This window comes from Desulfonatronum thiosulfatophilum (genome assembly GCF_900104215.1).
GTDB classification, from domain to species: Bacteria; Desulfobacterota; Desulfovibrionia; order Desulfovibrionales; family Desulfonatronaceae; genus Desulfonatronum; species Desulfonatronum thiosulfatophilum.
Genome location: NZ_FMXO01000005.1, coordinates 142886 through 163353 on the forward strand (window position 1 = coordinate 142886; position 20468 = coordinate 163353).

Annotated in this window: 16 protein-coding genes; 7 read left to right on the forward strand and 9 right to left on the reverse strand. The window is 56.1% G+C overall.

Annotated elements, in window-relative coordinates; all coding sequences use genetic code 11:
• Window positions 1–14: 14 nt before the first annotated feature.
• Both BLP93_RS05575 and BLP93_RS05580 read right to left on the reverse strand, forming a co-directional pair.
• On the reverse strand, window positions 15–845 hold the full coding sequence (locus BLP93_RS05575; protein WP_092118306.1) for an ABC transporter permease: 831 nt from the start codon (window positions 843–845) through the stop codon (window positions 15–17).
• A complete protein-coding gene (locus tag BLP93_RS05580) occupies window positions 838–2055 on the reverse strand; it encodes a quaternary amine ABC transporter ATP-binding protein (protein WP_208596574.1) in 1218 nt (405 codons plus the stop codon). Before BLP93_RS05580 ends, BLP93_RS05575 begins: the two co-directional genes overlap by 8 nt.
• A 971-nt stretch (window positions 2056–3026) precedes the next feature.
• Here BLP93_RS05580 and BLP93_RS16895 point away from each other — a divergent pair.
• The 4 genes from BLP93_RS16895 to BLP93_RS05600 all read left to right on the forward strand — a co-directional run bounded on the left by BLP93_RS16895 (window position 3027) and on the right by BLP93_RS05600 (window position 7608).
• Window positions 3027–3188, forward strand: a complete 162-nt coding sequence (locus tag BLP93_RS16895) for a hypothetical protein (RefSeq protein ID WP_153304278.1) — start codon at window positions 3027–3029, stop codon at window positions 3186–3188.
• 779 nt (window positions 3189–3967) lie between these two features.
• Window positions 3968–5161 (forward strand): GAK system CofD-like protein, encoded by a 1194-nt coding sequence (locus tag BLP93_RS05590; RefSeq protein ID WP_208596575.1) that lies wholly within the window; start codon window positions 3968–3970, stop codon window positions 5159–5161.
• Window positions 5162–5182: 21 nt separating this feature from the next.
• Window positions 5183–5608, forward strand: a complete 426-nt coding sequence (locus BLP93_RS05595; RefSeq protein WP_092118314.1) for an amphi-Trp domain-containing protein — start codon at window positions 5183–5185, stop codon at window positions 5606–5608.
• Between the two features lie 503 nt (window positions 5609–6111).
• Window positions 6112–7608 carry a DnaA ATPase domain-containing protein gene (locus tag BLP93_RS05600; protein ID WP_244148650.1) on the forward strand — a complete coding sequence of 499 codons (1497 nt, stop codon included), beginning with the start codon at window positions 6112–6114 and terminating at the stop codon, window positions 7606–7608.
• Here BLP93_RS05600 and BLP93_RS05605 read toward each other — a convergent pair.
• Window positions 7598–8599, reverse strand: a complete 1002-nt coding sequence (locus tag BLP93_RS05605; RefSeq protein WP_092118320.1) for a glycosyltransferase — start codon at window positions 8597–8599, stop codon at window positions 7598–7600. The genes BLP93_RS05600 and BLP93_RS05605 overlap by 11 nt on opposite strands.
• A 478-nt stretch (window positions 8600–9077) precedes the next feature.
• Here BLP93_RS05605 and alr point away from each other — a divergent pair, with 478 nt between their 5' ends.
• From alr to BLP93_RS05620, 3 genes are read left to right on the forward strand one after another with little or no spacing between them, the layout of a single operon-like run.
• Window positions 9078–10229: an alanine racemase gene (alr, locus tag BLP93_RS05610; RefSeq protein ID WP_279615051.1), complete on the forward strand. Its 1152-nt coding sequence runs from the start codon at window positions 9078–9080 to the stop codon at window positions 10227–10229.
• A gap of 8 nt (window positions 10230–10237) precedes the next feature.
• A complete protein-coding gene (locus BLP93_RS05615) occupies window positions 10238–12652 on the forward strand; it encodes an MFS transporter (RefSeq protein WP_092118326.1) in 2415 nt (804 codons plus the stop codon).
• Between the two features lie 4 nt (window positions 12653–12656).
• Window positions 12657–14159, forward strand: a complete 1503-nt coding sequence (locus BLP93_RS05620; protein WP_161946202.1) for a glutamate-cysteine ligase family protein — start codon at window positions 12657–12659, stop codon at window positions 14157–14159.
• Window positions 14160–14263: 104 nt separating this feature from the next.
• Here the strand turns inward: BLP93_RS05620 and BLP93_RS05625 are convergent, their stop codons facing one another.
• From BLP93_RS05625 to BLP93_RS05650, 6 genes are all read right to left on the reverse strand, one after another.
• Complete coding sequence (locus BLP93_RS05625) at window positions 14264–15412, reverse strand: ABC transporter substrate-binding protein (protein ID WP_092118332.1); 1149 nt, start codon at window positions 15410–15412, stop codon at window positions 14264–14266.
• Window positions 15413–15565: 153 nt separating this feature from the next.
• On the reverse strand, window positions 15566–16879 hold the full coding sequence (locus BLP93_RS05630) for an MFS transporter (RefSeq protein WP_092118335.1): 1314 nt from the start codon (window positions 16877–16879) through the stop codon (window positions 15566–15568).
• Between the two features lie 58 nt (window positions 16880–16937).
• Window positions 16938–17843, reverse strand: a complete 906-nt coding sequence (locus BLP93_RS05635; protein ID WP_092118338.1) for a DMT family transporter — start codon at window positions 17841–17843, stop codon at window positions 16938–16940.
• Window positions 17844–18021: 178 nt separating this feature from the next.
• A complete protein-coding gene (gene dapA / locus BLP93_RS05640) occupies window positions 18022–18912 on the reverse strand; it encodes a 4-hydroxy-tetrahydrodipicolinate synthase (RefSeq protein WP_092118341.1) in 891 nt (296 codons plus the stop codon).
• Between the two features lie 63 nt (window positions 18913–18975).
• A complete protein-coding gene (dapF, locus tag BLP93_RS05645) occupies window positions 18976–19854 on the reverse strand; it encodes a diaminopimelate epimerase (protein ID WP_092118344.1) in 879 nt (292 codons plus the stop codon).
• 228 nt (window positions 19855–20082) lie between these two features.
• Window positions 20083–20433, reverse strand: coding sequence for an HU family DNA-binding protein (locus BLP93_RS05650; RefSeq protein ID WP_482156187.1), 351 nt, complete (start codon window positions 20431–20433; stop codon window positions 20083–20085).
• Between the last annotated feature and the right edge of the window lie 35 nt (window positions 20434–20468).

Below are 20468 nucleotides of genomic sequence, written 5' to 3' on the forward strand. Positions count from 1 at the left end.
GGGCTGTAACCGGATCAGCGTTTGCTTTGGGTCCCGAAATGCTGCAGGACCCGGTCCAATATGATGGCCACGATGACAATGCCCAGACCGGCCTCGAATCCATTGCCCATCTGCAGGCGTTGGATTGCCCGCCAGACTTCGCCGCCCAGACCCCGGGCGCCGATCATGGCCGCAATGACCACCATGGACAAACCGAGCATGACGGTCTGGTTCACACCGGCCATGATGGTCGGCGTGGCCAGAGGCAGTTGCAGTTTGAACAGTTTCTGCCATTTCGTGGAGCCGAAGGCGTCGGCGCATTCCACCAGCTCGCGGGGAACCTGCTTGATGCCCAGGCAGGTCAGGCGAATGGCCGGGGGCATGGAGAAGATCACCGTGGCGAAGATCGCCGCCACCTTGCCCAGGCCGAAAAACGGGATTGCGGGAATCAGGTAGACAAAGGCGGGCATGGTCTGCATCACGTCCAGCACCGGCTGGACGAGCCGGTTGATGCCGTTGTGCAGGGCTGCCAGAATGCCTATGGGAATAGCGATGCTCAGCGCGGTGAGGGTGGCGATCAGTACAAGGGTGATGGTGCTGATCGTGGGGACCCAGAGCCCCATATTCCAGATGAGCGCCAGGCCCAGCAAGGTGAAGAGGGCAATGCCCCGTTTCCTGGTCAGCCAAAAGGTCAATCCCGTGGCGGCCAGGATGAACAGCCAGGGAGGAAGGAACAGGAAGCCGTTTTCGATGACCCGAATCACGTTTTCCATGATCCTGGTAAAGGCAATGGTCAGAAAGGCGAAGTTGGTGACCAGGAAGTCGATGAATGCTTCAATGGTTGCGCCAATGGGTATTTTAGGCATTGTTGTTCCTCCCTCGTTCGGCCAAGGCAGCCAGCAGCGACCCGCGGATGATCACGCCCCGAAGTTTGCGGTCGGCACTGACCACCGGCAACGGGTAGGGCAGGTCGGCCATTATCGGAATCAGTTCCGCTGCCGGCGTCTCGGGGAGCACGCTGACGAAATCGGTTTGCATGATACGATGGAGTTCGGTCTCGCCTCGCGATGAAGCCTCGGAAGCCGTATCCGCGGTGACGTAGCCGATGACGTTCTGTTCCGCGTCATGAACGAAAATCTGCGAGAGCCCCTGTTTCTGCATGAACCGCAAAGCGGATTTCGGACCGTGGGCCGACAGGAAGACCACGGCTTTGGGCTTGATCATCACGGATTCCGCGGTCAGCACTTTGGTGATGTCCACATTCTCCACGAACCGGGCCACGTAATCATTGGCCGGATTGGTCAGGATCTGCTCGGCGGTGCCGATTTGAACAATGGCGCCGTCCTTCATCAGCACGATCCGATCCCCCAGCTTGAGTGCTTCGTCCAGATCGTGGCTGATGAACACGATGGTTTTATGCATTCTGCTTTGCAGGTTGATCAATTCGTCCTGCATGTCTCCGCGGATCAGAGGGTCAAGGGCGCTGAACGCCTCATCCATGAGCAGGATGTCCGGGTCCAGGGCCAAAGCACGAGCCAATCCGACCCGCTGTTGCATGCCGCCGGAGAGGTTTACGGGGTAATAGTCTTCCCAGCCTTTCAGGCCGACCTGTTCAAGGGCGATCATGGCCTTTTCCCGGCGCTTGGCGGGGTCAAGGCCTTGAATTTCCAGGCCGTATTCCGCGTTTTGGCAGACTGTACGATGCGGGAAGAGGGCGAAGTTCTGGAAAACCATACCCAACTTGGTCAACCTGACCTGGCGGAGCCTGTCTACGGGCAGTGCGGTAATATCCTCGTCATCTATAAAGATTTTGCCGGCAGTTGGTTCGATTAGTCGGTTGATGCAGCGGACAAGGGTTGACTTGCCACTGCCGGACAAGCCCATGACCACGACTATTTCACCCGGGGCCACGGTAAAGCTGGCATCCGCCACTCCAACTCCACATCCTGTTTTATCTAATATTTCATCCTTGCCCGCTCCATGCTGGAGCATTTTGAGGGCTTCCTTCGATTGGGAGCCGAAAATTTTCGTCAGATGTTCTATTCTGATCTTCGGCTCCTTGGGGTTCTCAGACATCAACTCCATCCTCTATGATTATTATATGATCTTAAAAAAAAGAAAAAATGAACACGTTCATTCATCTAAATACATGAACTGAATTGCCAAGTCAACATGGATTTTCTGAACAATGGATTCGAGCTATCCATGGCTGAATTGGAAGCAATTAAATTTATGTAATTTGAAATGATCAAAAGGTATTTTATTTATAATTTACTTTAGTTTTACATAAAATTATGATTCAAAACCAAGAAATTATATTAGAAGATATGAATATAGTATTAATGCTAATAATTAATATAAATAGATTTTGTAAATTTATGCTATTTTGTGTAAAATTTGTGAGTTTTTGATAATGAATGGCAAACTGAGCAACTTTTTTGAAGAATTTTGAAGTTGAATGGGATTTTATTTTGAGCATGAGGGCAATTTGTCTCCGTTCCCACCTTTTTTTCATTTATATGGCGGAAACCTTTTTTCATCCCGTTTTGGATGTTTCCTAGAGTGGCGTCTTCGTGTCGGCCCGATGCAAGATCTGTCGAGGGCCAGAATTGTCTTGCTTTGGCGACATTGCGATCAATATGCAGGACTCGCAGCATCAAAAAATATGTGAATGTACATCAACTATATTGAAGAGGTTCCGAGTATTTTTCAGTAAATAATGTCCTGACCTTTTGATTATTTGGAACGTAGAATTAAGCAAAATTGGACAACTTACTGATGAACCTATTGTTTCTATTGGTGATTACACATCAATATTTCAGAAATATTGTGATTAGAAATTAAAATTTGATTTGAAATTACACTTTTTGCATTTTAATATCAGATCGCCATTGCAAAATACATGGATTATCTTTTCCATATCAATGGCACTTCGGTTTAAATCAGAAGGGCAGTGGATGAACAATCCACCGTCGTCAGCTTGTTCTTGCAAAGAGGTTTCTCGCTGCTCCAGGCTGGACAACATAATATGTGCAAGGTTGAGCCGGATGAACCGCCGTTTTAGCCAGTTGTTTCATTTTTTGGTCATGATGACCTATGCTAAACTTATCCTGAATTTGAGGGATGCCTTCAACTGGCTTCCAAAGACCGACGTGAACGTGAAAGTCTTCCGCTTTTCCCGGATTCTGGCTGAGAAGTTGCTGCTGTAGGCAGCTCATGAACGGGTTGTCCCCAAAGATATGATTAAGAACAAGCTATTTCGAAACTTGCCAAGTTTAACCAGTAACGATGGGCAGGAGAAATGAAGTGAAACCGAACATGGACGAAAATTATCGATATGAATCCCTGCGGGATTGGGCTCCATAGGCAAGTATCTGATCGCGATGAGCGATGTGTTTCCTCAACGGCGACCTGCGCTTATCGTGGAATGAGACGCAGCTTGCGCTGGAACCGCAAAGATTGATCAAGTTCGACATGAAACCGGAAAAAACGACGGCGAGGTTCATCACGCGAACCGAAGTTCTGAATGATGTTTTGGATGGCCTGGTTTTTGTAATACCCTACTCTGGTATTGCCAAAGATATTACTTGACGTAACAATTCAGGCAAATCTGGCTTGCCTCGATTTGCAACCTCGCAGATTTTCGTCGACTTTGCGGCATATGTGTACATATCCCTCTGCGCTATCCGCCAATTCTGGAATGGTGTCGCCATACATGAGGTATGAGGACTGGTCGCGGGATGAGCAAATTCCGGCTCAGTCAGACAAAGCGAGGCCACATAATCGAGACTCGGTCCATGATTGCATGCGAAGGGATATTTGCTGAAAAGTACTTTTGACGATGGGCGTTTTTCTTCTGCCGTGCTCTCTTTTCGAGAGGCGGGAAAACAATGTTTTGATCTTCCGGGCTGTTCAATGGTGAAACAAGAATGCGTCCGCGTATAAATCGCCGATACCGACCGATGATCTGTCCAGGACGAGGTTTCGCTTGAAGAACATTCGGATCACTCGCACCGCGGACGTTCCCGATGAGTTGCGCCTGGCCCGGAGCCTCAAAGCGCCGGAATTCGGGCCACGGATTCTGTTTTTCAGCGGGGGGACCGCACTCAACCCCTTGAGCAGGGATCTCGTGCAGTTCACCCACAATTCGATCCACCTGGTAACGCCTTTTGATTCCGGAGGCAGTTCGGCAAAGCTGCGCAAGGTTTTCCGGATGCCCGCCGTGGGTGATCTGCGTAGCCGGTTAATGGCTCTTACGGATCAGAGCGTGAAGGGAAATCCTGAAGTACGAAAGCTGTTTGCGCACCGACTGTCTCTTTTCGAAGACCCCGAGCTGTTGCGGCAACATTTGCAAAGCCTGGCTTCTGGAGAGCATCTGTTGATGCAGCGCATTCCAGACCCCATGGGATCGATGGTGCGAGATCATCTGGGCATCTTCCTGGAGCACATGCCCCAAAATTTCGATCTTCGCGGAGCTAGTATCGGAAACCTGATTCTTGCCGCGGGTTACCTTGCCGGTCAGCGGAACATTGATACGATTATCTTTCTCTTCAGCAAACTGGCTGAAGTCCTGGGGGAAGTGCTTCCGGTTCTGGACGAGGATCTGCACCTGGCCGCTGAACTGGAAAATGGGACGCATATTATTGGACAGCATCTGCTCACGGGCAAGGAAGTGCCGCCGATATCCTCGAGGATCAAGCGGATCTGGATCAACCGGAATCCGACATCCATCGAGCCTGCGCGAGCACGAATTCGAAATCACGTCCGTGACCTGATCGTGCAGGCCGACCTGATCTGTTTTCCCATGGGCAGTTTTTATTCCAGCGTCATTGCGAATGTGTTGCCGGATGGCGTGGGCCAGGCCGTTTCCGAAAATGATTGCCCGAAGGTGTATATTCCGAATACCGGAGCCGATCCGGAGCAGTTCGGAATGACCCTGGCCGATAATGTGACTACTTTGCTCCGGTATCTGCGCAAATCCAGCGTTGGGGAGCCGCCGGTGAACAAGCTGATCAATGTCGTTTTGTTGGACTCCCATCTAGACAGGTACGCCCAGCCGGTTGATGTCGCGGCTGTACAAAAACTCGGCATCGAGGTGCTGGCCATGCCGCTTGTCGACGATGAACAGGAGATCAAGTTGGAGGCAAAACGTTTGCTGAAGGTGTTGTTGTCGCTGATCTAAAACTCAAAGAGGAGAGGAATCATGTCGAAAGATGAAGTCAAATTCGAAGGCGTCATGGAAAAGAGTCAGCTCGTGAACTATCTCGAAGACTTGATCGCCAGCTTGAAAAAAGGACAGATTTGCGTGCGTCAGGACGATCAATTCGTTACCTTGTGCCCGACCCGAACCATAGAGGTGGAGGTCAAGGCTTCCTCGAAAAAAGACAAGGAAAAATTTGAATTAGAGTTCAAGTGGCATCGCGAGGAAGGTCAGGAGGACAACCCAAAATCGAATCGTTCCTCAACTGACGAGGACCAGTCGAAATCGGGAAAGGATCCATTGCCTGCGGTGAGTGCGCCGGCAATTGAAGGCCAGGCCGGCACGTCGGATACGCAGTCCGATGAAGAAACGGGAATTTCCGGAGTGGGCATGGCTTCGGACAAGAAACAGGGAAGTGCTCAGGCCTGACGATTTTCGCAGAGCTGGACCGGTTGATGTCGCATGGCGGCTCGGGCAAGCGCTCGGGCCGCTTTTTCATTTTGGTACAAGAAACTTTTCACGGAGCAACGACTCATCCTTGTTCCGGCTGTCCTGATTTTTCGGCCTCGCAACTTTTCATCGGCTTCAGAACATCGAGCCACAAGCGATGCCAAATAATCCGGACAAGCAGGAACACTCCATGTCTTGTCATGATGATGCAATATAACAGTCTTTTTGGAAATTGGAGTAAAAATGAGAAAAATTGAGAATATTCTTCTTTCGTAAACCAAGCGTCTTAGTCGGAATTTCAGGATACCTTGGGATTACCTTGCGGATACATGATTTACCCCATCTTTCGAATTTATGCCGATTATCTAAAGACTTAGGAAAGTCAAGTATAAAATATGAATTTTTATAATGACTTGCAGTAATTAAAAATGTTTTGATGAGTTTGAAAAAAGGATGATTCGCGCCTTGCCTCATGATCTTCAATGAGCGTAAGACTCACGTCCATGAGCGTCATCTGGAAAAAAACTCTTGAAATTCTTCAAAAATCAATAAATCCGGCACACGTCCGGGCTTGGTTGATCCCCCTGCAGTCCTCTCTGGACGACAACGGGCTCACCCTGACCGCCTCCAACGGCTTCGTGGTTTCATGGGTCAAGAGCCGCTATCTCGAGGCTATTGAACATGCCGTGCGTCAAGTTTCCACGCGTGATGTCCGCGTGCGGATCGTCAGTGCTTCCAATGGGGATCGACGTACGGAATGCTCCGCTCCGCAACGCATGCAGCAGCATACCCTCCCCATGTCCATGACGCCTCAGTTGCCCGTGGTGCATGTCTCCCCGGCCGCAGCGGAAAACGGAGGTCCTGCCGGGACCAGCTTGCCGGGCGGATTCGCGGGATGCAAGACAGGATCGGCAAATGCAACCGGCTGGCGTTTTTCCTTCCAGGATTTCGTGGTGGGCCCGAGCAATGAACTGGCTTTCAGCGCTGCCAGGAGCATCTGCCGGCAGCAGTTGGTCACGGACCAATTCTACATCTGCTCCGCTCCTGGCCTTGGGAAAACCCATCTTTTACAGGCCATCGGTCGGGAGTTGGCTGAAAAAGGCGGCAGGAACAGGAGCAAGGTCCGGCTGGCGTATCTCAGTGCCGAGGACTTCGCCTGTCGCATGGTCATGGCCCTGAAGCGCCGGGAGATGGAGACGTTCAAGGCCGGCTTCCGGGAAGGCGCGGACGTTTTGCTGCTGGAAGACGTCCATTTCCTGCAAGGCAAGGAAAAGACCCAGGAAGAACTGCTGGCAACCATCAAGTCCATGCGTTCCATGGGCAAACAGGTTATTTTTACGAGTTCCTTCCTGCCCCGGGAATTGCCCAAGCTGGACGGACAGCTGGCTTCCCAGTTCTGCGACGGATTCATGGCGGTCATTGAAAAACCGGATTTCGAAACCCGGATGCGCATCCTGGAGGCCAAGGCCAAGGTGTTTCAGGTGCAGATTCCCCAGGACGTCAACGAACTGTTTGCCAACTCCATTCCCAACGACATCCGGCTCCTGGAGAACTGCCTGCAGAATCTGGTAATCAAGGCCAGATTGATGAATCAGCGGATTTCCCACGGCCTTGCCCTGGAGATTCTGCGCAACTATGCACCGTCCGCGGCCAGGCCAGATCTGGAAAGCATCATCGCCTTCGTCTGCCGGTCCTTCAATCTGTCCCACGAAGCCCTGCGCACTAAAAGCCGGAAAAAAGAGAATGTTCTTGCCCGGAACACCATCTTTTTCCTGGCTCGCAAACACACGGAAATGTCCCTGAAGGACATCGGCGAGGCCTTCAACCGCAAACATTCCACCGTGATCAAGGGCATCACCACCGTGGAGCGCGAAATGTCTCTGCAAAGCCAGGTAGGCAGGCAGATGGACCATCTGGTCCAAACCCTGGAGGCCCAGTCCTCACCCGGCGCTTCTTCCTCCCGCGTTATTACGCATTGATTCCCCGCCACACATCGATCACCTGCCCGCGCTGAGCATCCAGGTCGAAGGCCTGGGCTGTCTGTTGTCCTGCCCGCAAAGCCTGTTCCCGTTCCTGGACGGCGGCGTCTGTCCAGAGCCGGACGGCTCTCTCCAGTGCCAGGGCCGCGGCCAGGGCGTCGCCGTCCGGAACCCAGTACCCGTTGCCCGGCCATGGGCTGGTCGGGATGGGCCACCAGGGACGCCATCCCTCCTGCTCGATCTGGGTCATGTACTCCCATCCTCCGAAGCCGGTGAATCCCACCGCAAGGCAGCCGCAGGCCATGGCCTCCAGGGGCGGCAGGGAAAAACCTTCAGGATAGCCCGTGGCCAGAAAAATATGCGCGCGTTGGAGAACGCGGGCTACCCCATGCTGGTCCTGCCCATGAATTTCCTCCCAGAGCAGTTTGTCCGGAAGCGACAGGCCCGGATTCCTCGCGGTGATGATCGCCCGGATCATCTCGACCTGGGCCTTGTTCTTGCGGGGCATGTAGGCCACTCGAAGAGGACCGTCAGGTTTACGGAGCGGGGGGTGAAAGATCGAGCGGTCGATGCCCGGCCGCAGGACCGGACACTTGCGGCCCAGAGTCTGCTCGATGAACCAGGCCACGGGACGGGAGACGGCCAGAAACGAGACCGGCAGGTCATGCCAGGATACCCCGTTCGGCAGGCTGGAAAACAGATACGCCCAGTTCTGAACGTACACCACGCATTTTGCCGAAGCCTGCAATCCCGGGGTCAGGGCATTGACCCAGCCTTCGGGAACCAGCCAGATGTCCTGTTCACGCAACTCCAGGCGATTCCAGTCCACAGCCGGCACTGAAAGCCAAGTCGGCAACACCGGGCGGCCAGATTCCCTGGGCACGATGCGGACCTTGAAATCGGATTGATGCAGGTGTTCCGCCATCTGCATCAGTACGGCCAGTCCGCCGCTGACCCTGGCCATGGGAGGGAGAAAAACGTAGGTAGTCATTACGTAATAGCCTGATCCAACCTTATGTGACCGGTCTGTCAGCCTGCAAGGTGATCTCCTGAAAGTTTATCTTATCAACAATGTTCGATGCACAAGTCGGCGAAGAATTTGCGAGGCCAAAATAATCGAGACAACCGGAACGCAACTCAGTAGTGACGAATGAGCTTCCAAATTGCCCTGCAAATCTTGTGAGATAAATGGACAAACCATCCGAAATTTCTTAATGCGCAGATGTGACCGGTCCAAGACCATACAACGTCGCGGGTGCCGTGCTGCTCCGCCTCGAACGTGACCTGCTCCACATTCGGATCTGTAACGCGCAGACGTAAACAACAAACACGATTACCAGGACCAAATTCATGCTGATCAGCAAATCTTTTCGTTCAGGAAACGAATCATAATGGACCCATGGTCTCGCCAAGCGCCGTTTGATTGTTTACGTGAAGAAGCCATCACAGTAACACCAACATCCCAGCGCATGCAACCCGACTTGCGTTGTGCTGACTCTCACACAGGCCTGACCGCCCGAATCCACCTGAATCGACTCCGGACCAATGTACAATTGGTTCGCTCTCATGTTCCAGCCCATGTTCAGCTGATGGGCGTGGTCAAATGCGATGGCTATGCCCACGGCGCGGTCCCCGTCGCCCAGGAACTCAAGCAGTGCGGGATCGAACAGTTGGTGGTCAGTTCGATCGACGAAGGGATCGCTTTGCGTCAAGCCGGCATACCCGGCCCGATCCTCGTTCTCAGCGATCCCCTGCATCCGAACCTGCACGACGCTTTGAATCATGACCTGACATTGACTGTGGCGGATGAGGACTTCGCGACCCGGCTGGCCAGGTTGCAGGTCCGTCGCGGCCAACTGGTCGCGGTTCATCTCAAGGTGGATACCGGTCTGTTCCGGTTCGGGGTGGATGTGGCCCGGGCCGGAAAGGTGATGTCTGATCTGGCCAGAATTCGCCATGTCCGGGTGGATGGGGTCTACAGTCATCTCTCCTCCACCTTTCACGACGACATTGAGAGCAATACCTACACCCGTTGCCAAATCAAGGCCTTCCAGGTTGTCCTGGACCATCTGCAACAACAGGGGCTGTTGCCGCCGGTGATCCACCTGGGCAGCTCCACCGGGCTGCTGGGATTCCCCGAGGAACTCTGTTCGGGCCGTATCAACGCCCTGCGCGTAGGTACCCTGTTCTATGGCTTCATGGAGCGACCCAACGCCTGGAATAACCAGCCCAGGCCCATTGCCGAACTGACCACGCGGATCATTCAAGTGCGCGTGGTCAGGGCCAATGTCCATGTCGGCTATCATCGCGCGTATCGCATGTCCCAAGATGGTCTGATCGCGGTGATCCAAGGCGGCTATTTGCAGGGCCTGCACGGCGATCTTGCTGGAAAGTATCACCCCCTGGTCCATGGCAGACCAGCCACGTTGATCGGCAAGCCGGCCCTGGCCCAGTCCCTTCTTGACGTCAGCAACGCCCCTCAGGCCGGTCCCGGCGACGAAATACTTCTTGCCGGGGAAACGGTGAACATGTGCGCGGTCGGGCAAGCCTTGGGCCGATCAACCTGGGAGCTGCTTGCTCCGATGCTCAAGTCCGCCCGGAAAATCTATCTTCAATCGTGAACGGGCCCATGCGCGACACTCAGAAAATCACCCTCATCGCGATCCTGATTCTGCTTTTGTCCCAGACGTTCATGGTCGTGCTGGTGGCCAATTCCTTCGAAAAGATCCACGTGGCCTCGGAGCTGGCCAGGTACGCCGTGCCCCAGAAAGATTTCAAGCGCCAGGTGGAAGGCGCGTTGCGCTTTGGCAAACCTCTGGACAACTTGCTGGGCATGGACAAGCTGATCAACCGGGCCGCGGCCGGTTACACCGACCTGACAAATATCGCGATCTATTCCGCTCACGGGGAGCTCTTGTACAGCCTGCATCCCCTTGAACAGAGCCCGGTTTTGCTGGATCATTCAGCGAGTGACCAGGGCAAGGTCATCACCATGGCCGATCCCCTATTGGAGGTCTGGGAAAACCAGAGCGTATATCAGATCGCCTTGCCGCTGTTCGGCCCGGAACAATCCTGGATGGGCACCGCGGTCACCTCCGCTCTGGCTGGGACCGTAGTCTTCGCGTTTGACAAGCATAACATCCGGGACGGGGTGCGCGTATTCTGGAAACAGCGCCTGCTATACGGGCTGGGCATCGCGGCCGCGGCGGCTCTCGCCCTTTTCATGCTGCTGCGCCGGACCCATGAGATGGACCTGGCTGCTCTGCGCCGACGGATCTTCATTCGGGTGCTTTTTGTCACGATTCTGTCCCAGATCGGTTTTGCCGGCCTGAACGTCCAGCGGTTCCACCATGATCATGTGCACGTTCTCAAGGAGCGGGTTCACTCCCAGCTGGACTTATTGCGCCAGGAGTTGGAACGGGTGCTGACCCGGGGGACCAGCCTGGAGCGGATCAGCCGGATGGACGAGTTCCTGCTGGAGATCCTGGAGAGCAACCCGGAAGTCATGAGCTTGAGTCTGCGTGACCCCCAGGGTGCTCTTCTGGCCCAAGCCTCCATTGACGGGGAGATGAACGTATCAAACTTCCAGGCCCTCACGGATTTGTCGATTGTCCTCCCGGTGGCCGGGCCGGAACCTGGAAGCTTGGTCGGCCGGCTGCAAGCCGAATTGAACGTTGCTACGCTGCGTACAATGCTCTTGAAAATCTTGCTCGACTCGTTGACCGTGGCCCTGATCGCTTCCTTGTTTATCGTGGAGCATATCTATTTCCTGGTCAGCCGGATTAAGGAGCGTCCAGAAAATCGCCAAACCGTCAACGCAAACCAGGAAACCCTGGACACCCTGATGTTGAGCCGCTTTGCGGCCTTTGTCTTCCTGTTCGCCTTTGCCCTGCCCGTCTCCTTCGTGCCGCTGCAAATGCGCGAACTGTACACCCCGCTATGGGGGTTGCCCAGGGACGTGGTTCTCGGCCTTCCCATTTCCCTGGAAATGCTCTGCGCCCTGCTGGCTTCCCTGATTGCGGGAGCGGCCGCTGACAAGCAGGGCTGGCGGCCGCCGTTTTTGGCCGGCGTGCTGGTCACGGCCATGGGGCTCTTCTTTTGCTCCCAGGCCGTCACTGGTACCCAGTACATCCTGGCCCGCGGGCTCTGCGGCCTGGGCTACGGACTGTCCTGGATGTCCCTGCAAACATTTCTTTTCACCCATTCCACCCCCACCACCCGAGCCCGAGGCAGCTCGCATTTCGTGGCCGGGATTTTTTCCGGACATATCTGCGGCACGGCCCTGGGAGGCATGTTGGCCGAACGAGTGGGATTCAGCACGGTATTCCTGGTCGGAGCCGTGCTGATGGCCTGCTCACTGCTCCTTTATTATCTGTTCATGCGTCGCGTGCCGGATCTTGCCTCCGGACAAGGCCCGGCTGTCATGGTCTCGCCGCGCGTCCTGTTGCGCTATCTGACCAACCGAAACACCTTTGCCCTGATCTTCTGTTGCGTCATTCCTTTTTCCATCTGCCAGGTGGGATTGCTTTTCTTCGCCACGCCTCTTTATCTGGACCATCTCGGCGTGGAACAGTCGGACATTGGCCGCGTATTGATGATCTACGGGCTGTCCGTGGTCTATCTGGCCCCCCAGATCAGCAAATTCGTGGACCTTCATGAAAACAAAATCGCATTCATCGTCGCAGGCGGACTGGTGGGGGGGCTGGGTTTGACCCTGCTCTACGCGCACCAGGGTTTTCTGGCTGTTATTGCGGCCATTTTCCTGCTGGGCGTGGCCAGCAGCATCGGCTCCTCGGCCCAGACAGCCTTTGCCCTGAAGCTGCACGCCACCAACGAACTGGGTCCCGGCAAGGCCATGGCCATCCAACGGGCCATGGACAAACTGGGCCAGATGCTCGGCCCGCTCTTACTGGGCCTGCTGATGTCCGGTATCAGCATTTCCCAGGGACTCGCGGTCCTTGGTCTGGGCTACATTATTCTGTCGGGACTGTTCCTCCTGTTGGCACGCGAGCAGGAGCCTCACCAGTATGGGCAGAGGGTCTGAACCAATGGCCGCCCTCCGCGCGGACCTGTGCAGCCTGGGTGTGGAGTTGGAAATGCCGACCGCGGATGCCGTCAGCGGTGCGTCCCACCCGGTATGCGGTTTTTTTTCCAATTTGGACCAAATCCTCGCGGAGCAGGGTCTGGTCACGCAACCCTTGCATGACCATGGGCGGGTATACGGTTTGCGGAGCACGCGCGGACTGCACTCCGTGGACAATGCGTTCAACAACCTGGAAAGCTCTCTGGGGCCGGTGGTTAAAGGAGAAGACAGTCTTGACGCCCTGGCCGCGATGATCCGCCGGGAACTCCGGGACGTCAGCGCGGCCCTGGCCCAAGAAGGGGCCATGGTCATCAATTTCAGCGAGCATCCCAACGTGATGGTGAATGAGACGCTGTATTACACAACGCGTGCTCCCAAGGCCATTTACGACTATCAGATCCTGCACCGCGGTTGGAATCACATGTCCGGGTTCGACGCCAAGGCGCAGAACAGTCCGAGCACTGGGCTGGACTTCACTCGGGCGATCAGTGGCCTGAACTGTCTGCTGGCCCTGGCCCCTGCCTTCATCGCCTTGTACGCCAACAGTCCGTTCGAGGCCGGCACGCTTACCAAATATAAGGAAAACCGGTTGACCATCTGGCCTCGCCAGCTGGACTGCTCGCGGATGCCTGGAGACCACAAGCTGCACCGGGCTCCGGTCCGGCCGTTTTGCAACCTGGCAGACTACCTGACCTGGATGTTCGGCCCGGGCACCCAGATGTGGTTCGCCGCGCAGCGCGGCCAGGGGAAGTCCATCAGCGAAGTCTCTCTCGTTCCAGGCGATCCGCCCCTGCTGGATTTTCTGCGCGACGGCCCATGCTGGACCGCGCCCTACGGCCCAGGAGCGGCCAAGATCATGACACCGACCCTCCAGCACCTGGAAGAACACCAGTTCGCCCAATACAGCGACTGCCGGTTGCGCTATGCCTTCAAATCCGAACTGCCGGAGTTGGAGTGTTTTATTGCCCTGCTGCAAGATCGACCGGATCAGTTGGAGGATTTTTTTCAGGAAAACACGGAGTTTTGCTACCTGGAAGGACGGGCCTCCGGGGCCACTTTCGCGGATCGGGAACTGCTGGACCTGGCAGAAGAGGAAGTTGGAGCCTCGGCAGTCGTATCACCCAGCGCAATACAATACGGGTTGTTGCGGGATCTGGATCGAACAAAGCGGCTGGTGGCCGGCCATGCCTGGTCGGATTGGCTCGGCCTGCGGGAACAGGCCATGCGAAACGCCCTGGACGGGGAATTCGCCGGAATCACGCTGCGCCGGATCTGCGCCGAGGTGCTGGAAATCGCCGGCAACGCTTTGACCAAGGACCAATCCTGGATGCTGGCCTATCCGCTCTGGGTACTGCGCACTGGCAAAACCGGCGCGGATCGGGCTTTGGATTGTTTTGAACGGAGCGGCGGTCCATCGGAAACGCGCCTGCGTGAGCTGATCCTGGCCCGGCAAATGATTCCAGTCTGAAAAACGAATCTTCCGGCCCAAGCTTCATGGTCCACAGGAATAGAAAATGGAGCCGCCGCCGAGCTCTTTTTGTTTCAGCTACAAGGGCAGTTGCCCTGGATCCGTTAGGGAACCTCTTCAATTTTGTCGTAGATTTCGTCCGCTGCAGCCAAGATGTGGAAGGGCGGATCAAAGCCGATCATTTCAGCGGTGCCCAGGTTGATGGCAATCTTGGGCGGAGCGTTCCATTGTTGTGACAGATCGCGGGGTTTCGCGCCGTTAAAAATTTTGGCCACGGTTTCCGCGTGGAATCTGCCCACATAGGTGAATCCTGCCTGAGCTATGCTGAGCAGGGCGCCGTGCTTGACCAAATCCGATCCGGCCATGGAGAACGAGGCCACGCCATGCTCCACCAGCGGAGCAAGCAGGTGGGGCAGGTTTTGCAAGCTCTCACCCCGATGAACCGTGATATACATGGCCTCCACCTGGGGGGCCAATTCCTCATAACACGCCTTGACCTCGGCAGAGGCCTGTTCCAGGCTGACGTTGTTGTTGCTGGCGAAACAACTTTTCAGGGTAAAACCCCGCTCCTTGGCCACCATCTCGGCCTCGTCCAGTGCGGCAAAAGTCCGGCCCTCAGTGCTGTTTTCGTAGACCAAGCCCATGCTGGTGAAGCCGATAATGTCGTGAAACAGTCGCAACTGTTGGGCGTAGCGTTCCGGCTCCACTTTGGCGTGGAGGTGGTCAAAGCCTGAGTCGTCAATGCTCTTGATGATTCCCGAACCCAAGGGATTGCTGGTGGAGGCGACCACAGTGGCCACGGAATGCTGGTCATTGGCCAGATCCTGCCCGGCCCAGGTGCCCATGGCCAAGATCAGATCCAAATCCTTGGCTTGTTGCAGTCGGCCGATCAGCTCAGCTTTGGTGGCTTGGCGATTTTCCGCCTTGAACCCCGAGGTGTAAAAGGCGTCCTTGACGAATTCCAGATAATCGGACTGGGCGTTGTCCGCCACCCATTCCCACATCCGCCGATGATCCGGATCGTAAGCCTCCGGCAGGGTCATGGGCTTAATCCAACCCAGATCCATCAATCCTGAGACGATTTTCAGAAAAATCATTTCATAATCCGGAAAGGATCCCCCCTCCAGATAACCGATCCGCCATTTTTGTCCGTTGTTGTCACGGGGCGTAGTGGATGTATCCTGTGCCCATGAAAACGTCGTAAACAGGCAGATTATGCCGATGCAGATCAACATCCTGCTCGCCAGTTTCATATGTAAAAACCTCCGGTTTGGGGTGACGTGAGTAGGACAGCTGACAGTTATTCGCACATGGCCCAGCCCCACCAATCCAAAGCATATCTTAAGCGACCAAAAAAGCCTGCATATCCCCTATTCAGCTGGGACACAAATTAATCCTCGGGTCGTTCATGAATCGTCCCGGGGCGGACGGCAGGAGGTTTCGCTGGTGAACCAGGCCAAGATTACGGTGATGCAGAGCCAGCCGATCATGGGCAGAAAGGCGAATTGGTAGTCTTGGGCCTCGTAGACACGGACACCGTCAACCATTGCGCCGCTCCACCGGCGATCCAGGAGCCAGCCGATGAGGGGCTGGAGGATCATTGGGCCGGACATGGTGCCCATGTTGCAGACCCCGGCCACTGTGCCGGCCAAGCCGGCGGGCACGGACTCCTTGGCATAGGCGAAGCCCACGATGACCACGCCGCAGGCGCAACCCGCTATCAGCACGATCACGGTGAACAGGGGCAGGGGCAGTCCGGGAATGAGCAGGGCCGCCGACCATGCGGCCAGGGCGGTCATGGATGCGGCCACATAGGGTTGTTTTCGGACGCACAGTCTGTCCGAAACGTAGCCGAAAATCGGGCCGGAAAGGGCCCAGGCAATCATCACGGAGGAGGTCAGGGCTGCCGCGGCCAGAGGGGACAGGCCATAGCGGACTTCCAGGTATGGAACGCCCCACAGGCCGCTGAAGGCCAAAACCGTGCCCACCATGCCGCCCTGGGATACGGACAGCAGGATCGTATTGCGATAGCGAAAGATCCGGCCAAGGCCCCGGAGCAGGCTGTCCATGGAAAATTTCGATCCGGACTTGGTCAGCGGATTGTAGGATGCATAGCCCCGGTCCGCGGGGTCGTCCCGGACGATGATCCAGATGGCGATCCCTACTGCCAGAATGACCAGGCCCAAAGCCCACATCACCCCGCGCCAGCCCATCACATCCACCATCAGGCGCAGGGGGGCTCCGGCGGTGACCGCGCCGATCACTCCGACCAGGAGTCCGATGCCGGTGACAAAAGCGAACATGCGCAACGGAAACCAGTGCATGGCCAGCTTCATCAGGGTCACCCAGGCCACGGCGAGGGAACCGCCGATGAGCAGCCGACCGATGTTCGCCAGAATCACGGTGTCGGCCATGGCAAAGAAAATGGTGCCCAGGGCGGCCAGCAGGGCGCCGGCGGTAAGCAATCGACGCGGCCCCCAATGGTCGGCCAGAATTCCGGTGGGCACCTGCATGGCCACGTAGCTGTAGAAGTAAAAGGCTGAAAAATTACCCAGGGCCGCGGCGCCGATCTGGAAGTCGCTCATCAGCAGATCCGTCATCACCGCCGGCGCCACCCGCTGATAAAAGCTCATGAAATAGAGGCTCGCTCCCAGGGCCCAGATCAGCCAGGAAAGCTTGAGGGGGGGATGCGATTGCGCAGAGATGGGTGCGGTATGCATGGGTTTCGCGGCCTGGAGGGTTATGTTTGGTTCCTGAGCTGGGTCGGCAACGAAGTCGTCAGGGCCGGGGACGTATTTCGGCGCCGGGCGTCTTCATCTTCCGGTTGGTCAGATAGACGCCCCCTCCGACCATGGCGGCGCCCATGATCAGGGTCAGGTTAAGGCTTTCACCGAGGATCAGGAAACCGGAAACAATGGCCCAGATGGGCACGAAGTTGATGAAGACCGCGGCTCTGGAGGGTCCGATTTCCTTCACGGCCTGATAAAACCAGGTGAAGCCCAGCACGGTTCCGAACATGCCTAGATAGAGCAGGGCCGCCCAGAGTGTCCAGGGGATCAGGCGCAGATGCCCGATCAATCCTTCCGTCAGGCTGAAGGGCAGGAGCATAACCGTGCCGGCAAGGCATGAGTAGGTTACGGCGGCATGGGGGGAGAGGTTTTGCATCATCACCTTGCCTACCAGCAGGTAGGTCACCCAGCTGGCAACGCATCCGAAAATGGCGACGTCGCCCCAGGTCAGGACCTGATTGAACAGGGCCAGGGGATGTCCGCCGGTGATGGCCAGCACGGCGCCGGATACGGACAGACCGATGCCGACCAGCCGCCCGGGGCCCAACGGTTCCTGGAACAGCAGGGCCGCCAACAAGGCCACGAAGATCGGATTGGTGGCCACGATTACAGCGGCGCGTCCGGCTTCAACGGTTTGCAAGCCGATGAAGAACAAAACATTGTAGGCAAAAATCCCGCTCAGACCCAGCACGATGATGGGCAGAATCTGCGCTGCCCGCGGTCGGGGCAGGCCGCCCTCGTAGATTCGCACCAGGATAACCAGGCAAACCGAGGCGATGGCAAAGCGCAGGAAGGCCGCGGAAAAGGGCGGCAGTTCCCGGGACACCAGACGACCGGCAACAAAGGTTCCCCCCCAGAACATGGAGGTGCAGAGCAGTTTGATATAGGTTCGCATGATGGAATGTCGGGTTGATGAGCTGTTCACGAGAACACAAGCTCGGAGGCCTCGCCCGCTGTTGTTTCAAAAGTGTCGTTATAGTGAGAATACCCTTTCCGCAATCTCCCGGCTGACCAACAAAAAAGGGACGGGGGTGGTCCCGTCCCTGTGGTGCTGAAAATGGGCTTCCCGGTCGCTATTTTTTCATGGTGATCAATCCGGCTTGGCCGAGGATGTCTTTGAGCCGGGCTTCGCTGTTGGGCTGGAGGCGGACCATGGGCAGGCGCAACTCCGGCTTGACTCGGCCCATCAGAGCCAGGGCCGTCTTGGCCGGTCCGGGGTTGGTTTCCAGGAACATGGCCCGGCACAGAGGGGACATCTCGTAGTGCAGATCTTGGGCCTTGCTCAGGTTGCCGGCGTGGAACTCGCTGCACATGGCGCTCATTTTGTCCGGCACGATGTTCGATACCACGGAGATGACGCCCTTGCCTCCCAGAGCCAGGGTGGGCAGGACGGTGAAGTCGTCGCCGGAAAGGATGATGAAGTCGGCGCCGCAATACTCCAGAACTTCGGAAACCTGAGCCATATTGCCAGTGGCCTCCTTCACGCCCTTCACTTCCGGCACCTCACGAAAAAGTCTGGCCAGGGTTTCAGGAAGCAGGTTGACGCAGGTTCTCCCCGGTACGTTGTAGAGGATCAGGGGGATCGAAACTTCCTTGGCAATGGTCTTGAAGTGGGCAACCAACCCTTCCTGGGTGGGTTTGTTGTAGTAGGGCGTGATCAGCAGGGCGCCGTCGGCCTTGGCCTGCTTGGCCACCTTGGTCAGCTCGACGGCTTCCCTGGTGCTGTTGGAGCCGGAACCCGCCAGCACCGGAACCCGTCCCTTGGCCTGGTCAACGCAGATCTTCACGACCTGGGCATGTTCGGCATGGGACAGGGTTGCCGACTCCCCCGTGGTTCCGCAGGGCACAAGCCCGTTGATGCCCTGCTCGATTTGCCACTCGATCAGGTTTCTGTACGCTTCTTCATCGATCACGTTGTTCTTGAATGGAGTTACCAGGGCTGTAAATGCACCAGTGAAAGACATTGTTCCTCCTTGTGCTGCTCGTTTGAGCTGGCTTTGGGAAATTCGCGGAGAGCTGGGCCTTGTTCAGGGCTGTGTGGGCAGAACGAGACCCAATGCACGCAGGTTCAGGTTGGCCACAAACACGAGCATGGCCTTGCCGGTCAGAAACAGGGAGTCATTATCGATGGTAATCCCGAGCAGGTCTTGTCCCGAAGTTTTTACCTGAACGTGAACGCCGGTATGGGCCAGAGCATGGGATATCAGAGCAGATGCGGCGGCCCCGGTGCCGCAGGCAAACGTCTCTCCCTCAACGCCGCGCTCGTAGGTGCGCAGCAAGAGATTACCGGAGTCCACGATTTGGACGAAATTGACGTTGGCGCCACCAGGAGCGAAGCGGGGATGGTAGCGGAACCGGGGACCGAGTTCCGGGATGTTGACGGACTGCACATCCGGCACGAAAACCACCAAGTGGGGAACGCCGGTGTTGACGAAGTGCACGTTAAAGGCTTGCTCCTCAAGGGTGAGGGCGATGTTGAGCTGCAGATCGCGGGCCGGAGTGAGCTGGACCTTGGCCAGATCCTGTTCCGGAAACACCTCGGCCTTGATGGGGCCGGCATCCGTGCCCAAAGCGTGCTCTTTCCCGGCAAGGCCGAGTTCAAAGGCCAGTCTCGCCGCGCACCGCGACCCGTTGCCGCACATTTCAGCCCTGGAGCCGTCGGCATTGAAGAAGTGCCAGAAATAGTCCACATCGGCCCGGTCATGGCTCTTGTCCAGGAAGATCAAGCCGTCCGCTCCCATGCCGAAGGCCTTACGGCAGACGGCTCTGGCCCAGCCGGCCATTTCCGAGGGAGCAAGACGCAGCTCGCGGTTGTCCAGGAGCACGAAATCATTGCCGCTGCCCTGCATCTTGAAGCACTGCACCCAGGGACCGAAAAGATCGCTCGTGAAAATATGTTGGTTCATGTATTTTTTTGGGGCTGATACAAGTCTTGCGTAAGGGATATATCCGGCATGCTTGTGAGGCATGTTCATGGAAAAACACTTTGCGTGCTCAAAAGGCGAAACCCAGGCGCGCCCCTGACGTTCAAAACGTCGAGCCCCTGATGCCCGAACGTCATGCCGATGATCGTATCGGTGCGTGAGGCGGCTGGGGCTCCTCAAGCTGAATGCGGGATTCAATGACTGCGAAGATCAGGAAACATCCTCGTTCAAATGGTCCTTCAGCTCTTTGCCAGGCCGGAAGAACGGCAGGCGTTTGGGTTTGACTTCCACGGACTGCCCGGTTTTCGGGTTGCGTCCTTTGTAACCTTGGTAATCCTTGACCTTGAAGCTGCCGAACCCTCTGATTTCCACCCGATCACCCTGGATCATCGAGTCCTTGATGGACTGAAAAAACGTATTCACCACAACGGTGGCTTCTTCCATCGGAATGTCATTTTGTTCAGACAGAGTTTTGATCAATTCGCTCTTGTTCATGTGCTTTCCCCCAGAGTAACGGCGATGAAATGGAACAGCATGCGAAACATCAAGATGTCCATACACTGATTCGTGATAGAATTCTATAGGTTGGAATGCTG